Below are 13384 nucleotides of genomic sequence, written 5' to 3'. Positions count from 1 at the left end.
GAGCGGCTCGGCGTCGACCACGTCCGGGACGACGTCGCTGGGCAGGCTCTTCCAGAGGGTGTTCACGCGATCAGCTCCGACAGGGCGTTCCACAGGGTGTGGGCGGAATGGAGCATGGCGAACATGATCCTGTCGTCGGGGAAGGTGACGGCGGACCGCTGCTCGAGGTCGACCACTGTGTTGACCGCCGTAAGCGAGTCCATGCCGTAGTCCGCGAGGAGTGTGTCGTAGTCCAGCGACCGGTCGGCGGGGAGGCCGAGGTTGGTCTGGAGGATCTTCTCGAAATCGGTGGAGCGCTGCATCTTCCGTCCTCTCGAACCCGACAGGGGCTCCGACAACGTGGACAACCCAGGCCTGCCGCTGACCACAGTGGTCTACGGCGGGCCTGGGTTGTCCTCTTCGTGATCATGTCACCGGCCGGTGACAGCGTTGTCCTGGAACGAAGACGCCGGGATCTCTTCGGCTCGCAGCCCCCTCATAGTCATCGAGCGAGCACCGAGAAGCCGAAAGCGCTTCGGCCTCAACCACTGACTACCAAGGGGATTTCATGTCCGGCAACCGTCGCAAGGCCTTTCTCCTCTCCGCAGCCCTCGTGGGCGGCGCCATGCTGATGACTGCGTGCCAGGACACGGACAAGGCCACGGACGCCGGCGCCGCGCAGGGTTCTTCGTCCGCCACTCCGGTCGGCGATGCGGCTACCCCGTCCGGCTCGTCGACCGCGGGCAGCAGCCAGGGCTCCGACGCGGCGGGCAAGGGGACCGAGGACGGGGCCGGCTCCGGCGCCGACACCGGCAACGGCGAGCGGGAGCCGGTCGGGCAGAGCTGCGGCGCCAACGACATCTCCTGGAGCACCAGGTCCGAGACCCAGGCCGGCGGATACATCCTGATCATCGCGAAGGCGAAGTCGGGGATCACCTGTGACCTGCCCGCCGCGCTTCCGACCGTGGCGTTCGGATCCGACGGCACCCAGGCGGGTCCAGCGGAGCAGGCCGTCGGCCAGCAGATCACGCTGAGTGGGAACACCACCGCGTACGCCGGGGTGAACCCGAAGAGCACCAACGGAAACGGTGGCAAGGAACTGGACAGCATCATCGTCGGCGTCGGTGACGACGACCCCAACCCGGTTTCCCTGCCGGTCGGCACCATCACTGTCGAGGACCCGATCGTCACCAACTGGCACACTGCCCCGACGGACGCCGTTCCCTTCAGCTGAACGGACCCGCAGCTCGGGATCCATGCTTGAACGGCTCGGCGCAGGCAGCGGCCGGGCCCGGGACCGGGCCTGGTGGCGGCGCCGCCAGTCGGACCGACCGAGCCGGGGTCCACGAGGTCGACCTGGACGAGGCAGTCAACCGCAACCAGCTGGCCCGCGCCCTGGCAGGAGTGTCTGGCCGTGGTGGCGTCCGGTGAGGTGGTCACGCCGATCCAGGCCGAGGCCGCCCCCTGCTATTCCTGGCCGGACGTCATCTACCTCCCCATACGCGGCGCCCCGTTGGGCGAGTGGGCCCTGGTGTGGCGCACCGTCGGCGCGACTCCCCTGATCGAGGGCTCGTCCGGGCCGCCGAGGACGCGCTCACCCTCCGCCCCGCGGACCTGCCGCCTGGCTCTGCGAGCCGGAGCCGACGGGACGGGGCAGCCCGGCGGGCGCGCGACCAAGTCGGGGTCACTCGACGGACCGGGGTCGCCCAACCGATCGGGGCCACTCGACGGACCCGGACCACTCGATAAGCCATGAGGAGCGGCGACCGTCGCGTACCCGCGATCTGGATCAGCCAGAAAACTCCCAAACTGGGCTGGTGCTGGGAGGGCAACCCGCACACCTGGCTCGGTATGGCCTCCGCGGGCGACCGGCGTGCCACCACCGGGAGCTCCGGCTCCTGACGGAGAACACTGAAACCACACGCGTCGGGCCGGGCTGTCGGCGATGGCACGGCCCACGGGCGCCCGGTCGTCGACCAGCACGGCAAGGCACCTGCACGGACCGGCAGCTGACCTGCGCCATGCCGGGTCTCTTCAGGGGCAGTCGTACGTGAAGTGAGTGGTGACCGTGCGGTGGGTGGGGGACTGGATCTGTAGTTCGGCCCTTGCCGTGTAGTGGCCCTTGCCCTGGAAGGTCCACAGCAGGTGCAGACGTGCCTGTCTCTGGCCCCGGACCACCACTTCGCGCAGGACGCCCGAGGTGGTGCCGTCACTTCGGGTCCAGCGGTAGGAGAGCGTGCCCGGCCGGCCGTTCGTGGCGACGAGGGCGACTATGTCCGCTGTCCCGTCGCAGCCCAGATCCGTCGGCCGGGCCGTGACCGCCGCCGTACGCACCGCGACGGAGGGCCCGAGGCGCTGCCAGGCGAGGAAGGCGATGACGGCGATCAGCACGAGCGCGGGCAGAGCGTGTCTTCGCAGACGTCGGCGCGGGGGCACGCGAGGCGGCGGCACCGCGGGCAGCGTCCTGTGGGTACGGTGCGCGATGGCGGCTGTCACACCCGGGCCGAAACGCAGCACGGTGCCTTCGGCACGGTCGGGCAGCGTCGGCGGCGGCAGGATCCCCGTGGAGGGCGGCCCGGGGAAAGTGGTGTCCGGCTCGGGCCTCTGGATCCAGTGGCTGGCCAGCACCGTGGCGCTGTACTCGGCGTCGGCGGAGCCGAGTTCGTCGGTCGGGGCGTGTTCGTCGGTGGGGCCGAGGTGGAGGGTGGTGTGGTCGTCGGCCGGGTCGAGCACCCGGGTTTCGTCGGCGGAGCCGAGCACCTGGGTGGGCTCCCAGTCCTCGGCAGACGTGGGAGTGCGGTCGTTGTGAGCGCTCATCCGATGACACACCCTCTGGTCAGAAGCTGCTGCGAGGCGCCGCCGTCGGCGGAGGCCGGAGTGGTCGTGGCCTGCACCGTCCAGTAACAGCCGTTGCCCTGGAAGGTGTGGTCGACGGTGAGCGTGTACTGGGTGGCGCCGCTGCGCTCGAAGGTCTGGGACGCACCGTCCGGGGTGCCGAGCTGTCCCCCGGTGTCGCCCGTGAACCACGAGACGGTGATGGAGAGCGGTCCGGTGCCGTCCGTCGTGATGTCGATCGTTGCCGAGGCGGTCGTCGGACCCGTCTGCCGGAAGCCCGACACCGCGACGTCCTTGACGGCGGGGGCGGCCGGCCCGGTGGGGGCGTCCGGCGCGGTGGGGGCGTCCGGCGCGGTGGGGGCAGCGGTCGTCGGCGTCGCCTCGGTGGTCGCCGCGCCGGGTGTCGTCGTATCAGGGGCCGGGTCCGTGGTGGCGGCGGATACCGAGGGCTCGCCGGTGCCGGCCGTCGCCGAGTCCGAGGGCGACAGACTGGGCGACACGGTGGACGTCGGGGGCGGCGAGGACGAGTTCGCCGACGCGGTCGGCGGAGCGATGAGCTCTCCCGACTCCACACCGGGCTGGGCTCTGGTGGTGGCCAGGGCCTGCGCCGCCTGCTGCGGATCCGCTCCCAGCGGGGTGTGCTGGATGCCGTAGGTCAGAAGGACAGCCAGCAGCACGGCCGCACCGGCCACCAGCATCCCTGGCCGGCCGGGACGCCACGAGTGCGCCCGGCCGAGGCCCGGTTCGCGGCTCAGGACCGTGCGTGCGGTGTCCGTCGTGGTACGTGGGGCGTTGCGGGCCGAGGGCAGCAGCAGCGGCAGCAGGGCCACCAGCGCGGCGAGCCGAGCGCGACCGCGTTCCTCCCAGTCGGGCCCGTAGGCGGCGCCGGCCACCGCCTCCAGTTCCGTGACGAAATCCTCGGCGTGAGTGGGCCGTTCCCGCGGGTCCTTGGCCAGACCACGCCGGACCAGCTCCCGCACCACCTCGGGGGCCTCCTCGGCGGGGACGGGCGCGTCGACGTGCTGCAGCGCGAGTTCGGCGAGATTGTCACCCGAGTACGGCTTGTGGCCCGTCAGGCACTCGAAGAAGGTGGCCGTGGCCGCGTACACGTCGGCGGCGGGAGAGGCGGGCGCGCCGGTCCACTGTTCCGGAGCCATGTAGGCGGGGGTTCCCGCCACGCCGACGCTGGTGCCGGCGTCCACCGCGATCCCGAAGTCGACCAGCTTGGACGATCCGTCCGGTACGACCAGGACGTTCGCCGGTTTGTAGTCGCGGTGGACGACGCCGATGCGGTGCGCGTCGGCCAGGCCGAGCAACGACCCCTTGAGGACCACGAGCGCGGCCTCGGGATCGAGCGGACTCTCCCTGGTCAGCAGGGTCCGCAGCGAGACACCGTCCACCAACTCCATCACGATGGCGGCGCCGTCCGGGCTCTCGACATACTCGTACAACCCGGTGACGTACGGGCTCTCCAGGCCGCCGAGCAGCCGCGCCTCCGCCCTGAAGTCGCGTACGAAGCCCGGCCGGGTGCGCAGTGACTCGCTGAGGTACTTCACCGCGACCGGCACGCCCGTCTCCTCGTGCACGGCCAGGACGACCCGCCCGCTCGCCCCTGATCCGAGCTCCAGTGACTCGGTGTATCCGGGCACTCCCCATGTGTTCATCCCAGCCCCCCAAGGCCGCACGTGCTACCGGAAACTCACCCGCCCCGGAGCTTCGGCCACGCGTCAAAAGACACGTTTTCAGCCACTGCGGTTGCGGTGCGGCATTCGGTATCCCCGTTCCGGACACCGGTAGCCGGGATATCGGAGGAGCACCACTGGATAGTGCCTCAGAACCTGTACAGATCGACCCGGAACGCCGGTAACAGTCCGGCGCACGGCCCGCGTCCCACGCGGGTACGCGACCGGTCCGACCCGTTTCCTGCCGCTTTTGCCGCGGCTGCGGAGTGAATCACGGGTGGCTGAAAAGATCACACGGATCGAGCGGAGGCGCCACCGGTGACCGGAATTCCGGCACCAGAAAAGGAGCGGCACGGCGGTACGGTGTCGGCTGCCCCCGCAGCACCATGAGCCACCCTCAGTGGGTACAGGCCGGTTCAAGGGCCCCCGATTCGGCCGCGGTGGCTCCGTCTCCCGGTTCGGCGGGCGGGTCCAAGGTCGGCGAGGAAGTCCGCAACGGCAGCGCGGTCGTCAAGATCAGCAAGGTGCACGAGGCCGACGGGATCCTCATGGACGGAGGCACCAGGAGCGGAGGTGCCGAAGCGAAGTACGTGGCCCTGGAGACCGTCGTCTTCAACGACACGAAGTCCGGTATGGACCTCACGTGCTCGCGGCCCATCGTCAGCAGCCCGATCGACGACCAGGGCCACCGTTACGACCCCATCGACGACCTGAACAGGATTCCGGGGAACCCGCAGTGCGACGAGCGGCTTCAGCCCGGCTCCAAGGACCAGATGGTGTTCGCTTACCGCGTGCCCAGGAGCGCCAAGATCACGGCTTGGGAGTTCTCCGAGTCCGACCGGGAGCCGTCCACCATCGACCTCGGCGGAACCTCCCCGACGTAGCCTGACCGCTGGCCGCGATCCGACCAGCAGGTGTGGGCCTCGCTGTCCTCGGTGATCAGTTGCCTCGCGCCGGATGCGTGTCCGCTCCTCCGAGTCCGAGTTGCGCGCAGGCCAGCAGAGCCACCTCGATGTCCAGTCGGTTCTCGGTGAGCGGGTGGCCGAGGATCTCCTCGGCCTTGCGTATGCGGTAGTGGACGGTGTTCTTGTGGACGTGCATACGTGCGGCGGCGTCGGTGAAACTGCCCTGCGCGTCGAGGAACACCTGCACGGTCTCGCGCAGGCGGACCGTGGCGCCGTCGTCGTTCATGAGGTCCCCGAGGACGCGTCCGGCCCACGCCCTGACGTCGGCGAGGTGATCGACGAGGAGGCCGGCGAGCGCGACCTGGGAGTGGAGGACGAGCGCGCGGTGCGGGTCGGCCGCGGTGACGGCGACCGTGCGGGCGCGCTGCGCGTCCCTGAGGGTCTGACGGAAGCCGTCGAGCCCGGGGGACGGGTCGTCGCCGACGGCGATCCGGAGTGCCGGGTGCTTGTCGAGTTCGTGTTGGAGGAGGGGGAGGTCCAAGGTTGGTTTGGCGGTGGATGAGATCCAGGCCCAGTGCGTTCGCTCGTCCGCCGAGATCGTCAGTGGAGCCTTGCCGGTGGCCGCGGACAACATGGCTGCGCCGGCGCGCAGTTGGGCCGCGTCCGGATCGGGTGAACCGGGCTGCGTCCAGATGATCGCGGCGAGGTGCCAGCCGCGCAGGGACGTCGACAGCATCTTCTCGGCCGACGCGAGGTCGAGCCCTTCGGTGTCGAGCACCGCGCGGACCTGGGCGGCGCGGGCCGCGTCGGAACGGGCGTCCCACCGGCTGCGCTCGTCCTCGTAGATGTCGATGATGCCCTCGATGACCTGGTCGATGTACCTGTTCGTCAGTCGCGCGATCTGGCTGGTCGTGGCCAGGGCGGCTTCGGTGGGCAGGTCGAGACGGCCAAGGGTGGTCATGGCCCGCTGGACGACCATGTGCTCGCCGAGGCGGTAGGCGCGCAGGAGTGCCTCCAGTGACAGGCCGTGCTGGGCGAAGCGGCGGGCGTACTCCGCCGCGGCCGGTGGGACGGTGATGTCGTCGAGGGAGATGTTCAGCTCCAGCATGTCGACGATCGCCGCCAGGTTCGACGCGGTGCTGGCGACCATCAGCCGTCGTACGGCGTCGTCGTGGCGGAACTCGGGGATGACGTCGACGAACATCGAGGTCATCTCGGCAGTGAGGTTCTCGAGATCGGCCTGGGTGCGCCTGGCGACGTCCCGCACGATCACGTCGACGTTGACACTGGCGGCGCTCATGGCCGGACCGTACCCGAGACGTCCGCCTCCCGCTTTGTGACGGCGGCACAAAAAGGCGGGTTCGGGCTGGGACGCGAGCCCATGGTCGGACGCGTATTCCCTGCCTACCTTTCAGTTATTGCGTTGGTCTATTACCTTCGTCACGGTGCGACTCAATGGTGAGGAAATCGTGCAGCACATCGCCGAATTGCCGGACGTCCGGGCCGGCCGGAATCCCACCGGACCCTGTATCGCGGATGATCGCGAGCAGCTGGACAATGACGCTTTTCTGAAACGGGTCCGGTCCGCGGCGAGTGTCCTCCGCACTCACGGAATCGGTATCGGCGATGTGATCGCGGTGGCTCTTCCGAACCGTCTGGAACTCGTCGTCATCATGTTCGCGGCATGGCGGCTGGGCGCCGCGGTCACGCCGGTGAATCCCGGGCTGACCGATGCCGAGGCCCGCCATCAGATCGAGGATTCCGGAGCCAAGGTGGTGATCACCGATGACCGCGGCATGGGAACCCTGGACGTGGCCGCGTTCGCCGACACTCCCGCTGACCGGTCCCCGGACGCCGTCTCCCCCGCCTCCGACGCCCTCGCCCTGATCATCTACACGAGCGGGACCACCGGCCGCCCGAAGGGCGTCATGCTCGACCACGCCAACATCGCCGCGATGTGCCGGATGATCGTCGACGGCATCGGTCTGGACGAGACCGATCACAGCCTGCTTGTTCTGCCGTTGTTCCACGTCAACGGGATCGTGGTGAGCGTGCTGTCGCCCCTGCTGGCCGGCGGGCGGGCGACGATCGCGGGGCGCTTCCGGGCGCCGGCCTTCTTCGCCTCGGTCGAGGCCGCGGGGCCGACGTACTTCTCGGCGGTACCGGCGATCTACGCCATGCTCGTCTCGCTGCCGGACGACGTACGCCCGGACACCTCGTCGCTGCGCCGGGCGATCTGCGGGGCCGCGCCGATGCCCGCCGAGCTGATCGCCCGGTTCGAGAACCGGTTCGGGGTGCCGGTCGTCGAGGGCTACGGGCTGTCCGAGGGCACCTGCGCGTCGACGCTGAACCCGCCCGCCGGACCGCGCAAGCCGGGGACGGTCGGGCTCCCGCTGCCTGGGCAGACGGTCGCCGTGATGGACGCCGAGGGCCACGTCCTCGACGCCGGGTCGGTGGGCGAGGTGGTGGTCCGTGGCCCGAACGTCATGCGCGGCTATCTCGGGCTGCCGGACGAGACGGCCAGGACCGTCGTCGACGGCTGGCTGCACACCGGCGACGTCGGGCGCTTCGACACGGACGGCCATCTCGTTCTGGTCGACCGGATCAAGGACATGATCATCCGGGGCGGGGAGAACATCTACCCCAAGGAGATCGAGAACGTCCTGCACACCCACCCGGCGGTGTTGGAAGCGGCGGTGGTCGGCGCGCCCGAACCGGTGCTCGGTGAGGTGCCGGTCGCGTACGTCACGCTGCTGCCGGGTGCCGCCGCCACGGCCGAGGAGCTCGTCGACCACTGCCGCGGCTCGCTGGCCCGGGTCAAGGTACCGGTGTCGGTCGTGGTCACCGAGTCGCTGCCGAAGAATCCGGTGGGGAAGATCGACAAACCCCGACTGCGCTCATTCACCGTGAGCTCGTAGAGCGCAATCACCCCACATCGCGCCCACATCATCACCCCGCATCACCCGGACATTTTCCATGCGAATTTCCGGTGTGGATCAGCACGCCCGAAAATCGGTACGAGAAAGGCGAGAACAATGGGGTTCAAAACAGGTGACTTCCCGCCGGTCGATCCGCAAACATTCCTGGACAAGCCTCTTCAGGAACGTATGAAAACGTTGGCCCTGCACTGGGTGGAGTACGGTTTCGGCTCGCCGAAGATGATTCCCACCACGTACGTGGTCAAGGTCCTCCTCCTGTACGTCCTCGCCGGTACGGCCCTGGTGACCTGGACCTCGGACGCCGGACCGTTCTGGGACGTCGCCCACTGGTGGGACCAGCCGGACGTCTACCAGAAGCTCCTGCTCTGGACGGTCTTCCTGGAGGCAGTGGGCGTGGCCGGCTCCTGGGGCCCGATCGCGGGCAAGTTCAAGCCGATGACCGGCGGCATCCTGTTCTGGGCCCGGCCCGGCACCATCCGGCTGCGCCCCTGGAAGCGGGTGCCGTTCACCGACGGCGACCGCCGTACGGTGGCCGACGTCGTCCTCTACCTGGCCTTCCTGGCGTCCCTGCTGACAGCCGTCGCGGTGCCCACCGACGGACTGGTGCGCCCGGCCCTGCTGATCGCGCCGATCGTGCTGTACGTCGCGTGCGGCCTGCGGGACAAGACGCTCTTCCTGGCCGCCCGGGGCGAGCAGTACCTGCCCGCGCTGGTGTTCTTCGCCGTCCTGCCCCTCACCGACATGATCGTCGCGGCGAAGCTGCTGATCTGCGTGGTGTGGATCGGCGCCGGGGTGTCGAAGTTCGGGCTTCACTTCACCAACGTCGTGTCGCCGATGGTCTCCAACAGCCCCTGTGTCCCGTCGAGGCGGCTCAAGCGGCTCCACTACCGTGACTTCCCCCATGACATCCGCCCGTCGAAGGCCGCGACCGTCATCGCGCACGTCGGTGGCACCACCGTCGAGATCGTCACCCCGCTGGTGCTGCTCTTCTCCACGAACCACCGGCTGACCGTCGCCGGCGTGGCGTTGATGGTCGTCTTCCACCTCTTCATCGTCTCGACGTTCCCGCTGGCGGTGCCGCTGGAGTGGAACCTCCTGTTCGCGTACCTGTCGGTCTTCCTGTTCCTCGGCTTCCCGGCCCAGGACGGCTACGGCGTCGGCGACATGTCCTCGCCGTGGCTGACCGCCGGGATCGCCGCGGCGCTTCTGTTCTTTCCCGTGCTGGGCAATCTGCGCCCGGACCTGGTGTCGTTCCTGCCCTCGATGCGTCAGTACGCGGGCAACTGGGCCTCCGCGCTGTGGGTCTTCGCGCCGGACGCGGAGCAGAAGCTGAACTCGCTGCCGCACCGCCCGACCACCAACCAGGTCGACCAGCTCCAGGCGATGGGCTACCCGGCGGCTGTCGCCGAGATCACCATGCAGCAGACGATCGCCTGGCGGTCGATGCACAGCCAGGGCCGTGGCCTGTTCTCCGTCCTCATGAAGAACCTTCCCGACCTCGACCAACGGACCGTGCGCGAAGGCGAGTTCGCGTGCAATTCGCTGATCGGGTTCAACTTCGGCGACGGCCACCTGCACAACATCGACCTCGTCAACGCCGTGCAGTCCCGGGTCGGGTTCGCCCCGGGCGAGTGGATCGTCGTATGGGTGGAGTCGCAGGCCATTCACCGCAAGGTGCAGCACTACCAGGTGATCGACGCCGCACTGGGGGTCATCGAGCGGGGTACGTGGAAGGTCGCCGACGCGGTCAAGGAGCAGCCGTGGCTGCCGAACGGCCCGATCCCGCTCGACGTGACCTGGACCCGCGTGCAGTCGTCGCCGGTGGTGGGGCAGGGCACGGTGGAAAGCTTGGCGACATGAGTAAGGCAATCGTGGTCGGTGCCGGCCCCAACGGGCTGGCCGCCGCCATCGCACTGGCCCGGGAAGGCGTAGAGGTCACCGTCCTCGAGGCGGCCGACGAGATCGGGGGCGGCACCCGCTCCGGTGAGGCGATCCTTCCCGGGCTGCTGCACGACCACTGCTCGGCCGTCCACCCGATGACCGTCGGCTCACCGTTCCTGCGCGGGCTCGGCCTGGACCGCTACGGGCTGCGGTGGGCGCTGCCGGAGATCGACTGCGTACATCCACTGGACAGCGGCGCGGCAGGGGTGCTGCACCGCTCGGTCACCGAGACCGCGGCCGGTCTCGGTGCCGACGGCCGACGCTGGCGGTGGCTGTTCGACGGCCCGTCGGCGGCATACGACACCTTCGGCGCCGACATCCTCGGCCCGCTGCTCCGCGTCCCACGGCACCCCGTCCGACTCGCCCGCTTCGGCGTCCCCGCGCTGGCCCCCGCGTCGCTGCTGGGCAAGGCGTTCGCGACTGAGGAGGCGCGGGCGCTGTGGGGCGGGGTGGCGGCACACGCCTTCCACCCTCTCGAGCGGCCACTGAGCGCCGCCATCGGACTCGGCATCCTCACCGCGGGGCACCGGCACGGCTGGGCCGTGGCCGTCGGCGGATCACGCCGCATCACCGACGCCATGGCCGCGCTGCTGACCGATCTCGGCGGGAAGATCGAGACAGGCGTACGGGTGCGGTCGGCCTCCGAACTGCCGCCCACGGACGTGACCCTCTGGGATGTGGCGCCCACCGCACTGGCCGACATCCTGGGCGACCGGCTGCCGCCCCGGGTCGCCCGTGCCTACCGGCGGTTCCGGTACGGCCCGGGGGCGTTCAAGGTCGACTTCGCGGTCGAGGGCGGCGTGCCCTGGACCGCCGAAGCGGCGCGGCGGGCCGGCACGGTGCACGTCGGCGGCACGTACGCCGAGATCGCCGCCACGGAGCGGGACATCCACGCCGGACGGATGCCCGATCGGCCGTTCGTCCTGGTCGGCCAGCAGTATCTGGCCGATCCCCTGCGGTCGGCCGGCGACGTGCACCCGGTGTGGACCTACGCCCACGTACCAGCCGGTTGGTCCAGCGACGCCACAGGAGCGATCACCGCCCAGATCGAGCGGTTCGCCCCGGGATTCCGGGACCGGATCGTCGGCACCGCAGTGCGCACCACCCCCGGATTCGCCGCGTACAACCCGAACTACGTCGGCGGCAACATCATGACCGGCGCCAAGGACATCCCCCAGCTGCTGTTCGGCCCGCGGCCCACCCTGCACCCGTACGACACGGGTCTGCCCGGCCACTACCTGTGCTCCGCGGCCACCCCGCCCGGCCCCGGCGCACACGGAATGTGCGGAGCCCACGCCGCCGCACGAGCTCTGCGCCACCTCCAAGGGCAGACCTGGGACCCGTGACGCCGAGGCGGGGAGCGGCACCGGGGGTGAAGAAGCCGCAGCATGTACGCGTCTGCCTGCCCCGCCCGGCCCTGCGGCAAAGGACCGATGACTGTCCGCGCGCACCCGGCCGTCCGCCGGTCGGAAGGAAGTAGGCCCGCCTCCGAGTCAGACCCGTTGTCGGAGGGTGTCGTTGCGACCTCGAGCTGACCTTCCCGGATACCCGCCCGAGGCTCATCGGACGGAATTCGCCAGTTTGGTCGCGCCGTTGAGCAGGTACTCCAGCGGTCCGCGGCGGAAGAAACGAGACCAGACCGCCGCGAACAGGGTGGCTCCGACGATGAACCAGAACAGCAGCGCGGTGGAGGCGGATCGCGGCGGGGTGGCCGCTTCGCCGGGCAGGGCGAGGATGACCAGGATGTGGCCCACGTAGATGGTCAGGGACATCGTGCCGACGGCGATGATCGGAGTTGCCGGCCGGCGCAGCCACGGCAGTCGGTCCATCGCCACCGTCACGCACAGGAGCACGGTGATCGCGATCCCGATGCTGCCGATGAGGTCGAACGTGGAACCACTGTGCGGCTCGGCTGCCAACAACCCCCATGCGTCGGGGCCCCACAGCCCACCACCGACCGGCATGTCGAAGGATCCCGGTGCCATGCCGGGGTCCTTCATGGCACCGGGATCCTTCATGGCAGGCATCCCGGCCATGATCTTCTGATCGCCGCCGGACAACCGGAGCGCCAGCCACGAGACGCCGTATCCGAACCCGATCAGCGCGGGACCGACCACGGCCAGCCGCCGCTGCACCGCGCCGGAGGTCAGATCCAGCCGGCCCAACGTCATGCCGGTGACCACGAACGTCATCCAGGTGATCGCCGGGTAGAGGCCGGTGAGCAGGAGGTCGAGCAAGCCCACGCCGGAGAGTCTCGCGATCGGGTCGTACGCGTCGATGCTCTTCACGATCGACTCGTTGAGCAGTGCCCTGAGGCCGAACGCCAGCTGCGGCGTGACGACCGCGAGCGCGACCGCGATGATCGCGAGCATCCTGGCCCGCAGCCGCAGCAGAGGTAGGGCCAGCAGGAAGTACAACGCGTAGAAGTTGAGGATTCCGGCGCCGCCGAAGTTGGTCATCGCCAACGCGCTGCCCAGCACCAGCAGGATCACGGCCCGGATCACGATCCGAGCCTTCGCCTGCCGGCCGGCCAGTCCGGTCTTCGGCTCACGGCGGCCGGCGATCAGCATCAACGAGAACCCGGCGAGGGTGGCGAACAGCGCCGAAGCCCGGCCGCTCGCCAGGCCCAGGAACCAGTCGCCAACGCCGCCCCCAGGCGTGGGGAAGGGACCAACGTGCACGGCGAACATTCCGAACACGGCCAGTGCACGGGCGAGGTCCACCCCGACGAGCCGCGCCATCGGCGCTGGGCGTTCCGTCGCCGTGGCGGACTCGGGTGCGGATAAGGAACGCGGAGACGCCTTCTTGGCGGTTTCGATCTCAGTCACTGGGACAACGTTGCTGAAGCGCGGGGGCGGTCAACCATCCGACGGGCTTCGGGAGGTGCCCCGCCGGTCGGCCGTACACGAATGACTGCGGTCGCCGACCTGCGCGTCGAAGCATCCCGAGCTCGCCAGAGACCACAGGGCAACAGCCTCACCCGGCTGCTGATCAACGCCTGCCGCACCACGAGGTGGCCTGAAAGGACTTCCCGGCTCGAGGCAACCCTTTGCGGAGCCTGTGACCACAAGGAGTCGGATCCGGCCATTCCAGTGCCTGATTC

10 protein-coding genes and 1 pseudogene are annotated in these 13384 nt (G+C 69.7%); 6 read left to right on the top strand and 5 right to left on the bottom strand.

Features of this window, described 5'->3' with window-relative positions; all coding sequences use genetic code 11:
• Positions 1-62: 62 nt before the first annotated feature.
• Entirely contained in the window at positions 63-302 is a 240-nt protein-coding gene (locus OP79_RS41290) for an acyl carrier protein (RefSeq protein WP_033328200.1), read from the bottom strand.
• Between the two features lie 245 nt (positions 303-547).
• Here OP79_RS41290 and OP79_RS41285 point away from each other — a divergent pair, with 245 nt between their 5' ends.
• Positions 548-1213, top strand: coding sequence for a DUF4232 domain-containing protein (locus tag OP79_RS41285; RefSeq protein WP_033328197.1), 666 nt, complete (start codon positions 548-550; stop codon positions 1211-1213).
• A 515-nt stretch (positions 1214-1728) separates the two neighbouring features.
• Positions 1729-1881, top strand: a pseudogene (locus OP79_RS55585) (DUF5701 family protein); the annotation flags it as partial.
• Between the two features lie 132 nt (positions 1882-2013).
• Here the strand turns inward: OP79_RS55585 and OP79_RS41280 are convergent.
• A complete protein-coding gene (locus OP79_RS41280; protein WP_033328195.1) occupies positions 2014-2796 on the bottom strand; it encodes a hypothetical protein in 783 nt (260 codons plus the stop codon).
• On the bottom strand, positions 2793-4478 hold the full coding sequence (locus OP79_RS41275) for a serine/threonine-protein kinase (protein ID WP_033328193.1): 1686 nt from the start codon (positions 4476-4478) through the stop codon (positions 2793-2795). Before OP79_RS41275 ends, OP79_RS41280 begins: the two co-directional genes overlap by 4 nt.
• Positions 4479-4936: 458 nt before the next feature.
• Between OP79_RS41275 and OP79_RS41270 the strand changes: the two genes are divergently transcribed.
• The gene (locus OP79_RS41270) at positions 4937-5380 is read left to right on the top strand and encodes a hypothetical protein (protein ID WP_033328191.1); all 444 of its coding nucleotides are present in this window, start codon (positions 4937-4939) and stop codon (positions 5378-5380) included.
• 55 nt (positions 5381-5435) lie between these two features.
• Here OP79_RS41270 and OP79_RS41265 read toward each other — a convergent pair whose 3' ends face one another.
• On the bottom strand, positions 5436-6701 hold the full coding sequence (locus OP79_RS41265; protein ID WP_033328189.1) for an RsbRD N-terminal domain-containing protein: 1266 nt from the start codon (positions 6699-6701) through the stop codon (positions 5436-5438).
• A 145-nt stretch (positions 6702-6846) separates the two neighbouring features.
• Between OP79_RS41265 and OP79_RS41260 the strand changes: the two genes are divergently transcribed.
• The 3 genes from OP79_RS41260 to OP79_RS41250 all read left to right on the top strand — a co-directional run bounded on the left by OP79_RS41260 (position 6847) and on the right by OP79_RS41250 (position 11627).
• Positions 6847-8319 carry a class I adenylate-forming enzyme family protein gene (locus tag OP79_RS41260; RefSeq protein WP_211270963.1) on the top strand — a complete coding sequence of 491 codons (1473 nt, stop codon included), beginning with the start codon at positions 6847-6849 and terminating at the stop codon, positions 8317-8319.
• 117 nt (positions 8320-8436) lie between these two features.
• On the top strand, positions 8437-10200 hold the full coding sequence (locus OP79_RS41255; protein ID WP_033328186.1) for a DUF3556 domain-containing protein: 1764 nt from the start codon (positions 8437-8439) through the stop codon (positions 10198-10200).
• Positions 10197-11627 (top strand): phytoene desaturase family protein, encoded by a 1431-nt coding sequence (locus tag OP79_RS41250; RefSeq protein WP_033328184.1) that lies wholly within the window; start codon positions 10197-10199, stop codon positions 11625-11627. The genes OP79_RS41255 and OP79_RS41250 overlap by 4 nt, the downstream gene beginning before the upstream one ends.
• 213 nt (positions 11628-11840) lie before the next feature.
• Here the strand turns inward: OP79_RS41250 and OP79_RS41245 are convergent, their stop codons facing one another.
• Positions 11841-13109: a DUF418 domain-containing protein gene (locus OP79_RS41245; protein WP_033328182.1), complete on the bottom strand. Its 1269-nt coding sequence runs from the start codon at positions 13107-13109 to the stop codon at positions 11841-11843.
• Between the last annotated feature and the right edge of the window lie 275 nt (positions 13110-13384).

Source organism: Streptomyces yerevanensis (assembly GCF_000716805.1).
In the GTDB taxonomy this organism is placed as follows: Bacteria; Actinomycetota; Actinomycetes; order Streptomycetales; family Streptomycetaceae; genus Streptomyces; species Streptomyces flaveus.
Note: the sequence above shows the minus strand (reverse complement) of the source record. Positions and strands in the feature narration are given on the sequence as shown.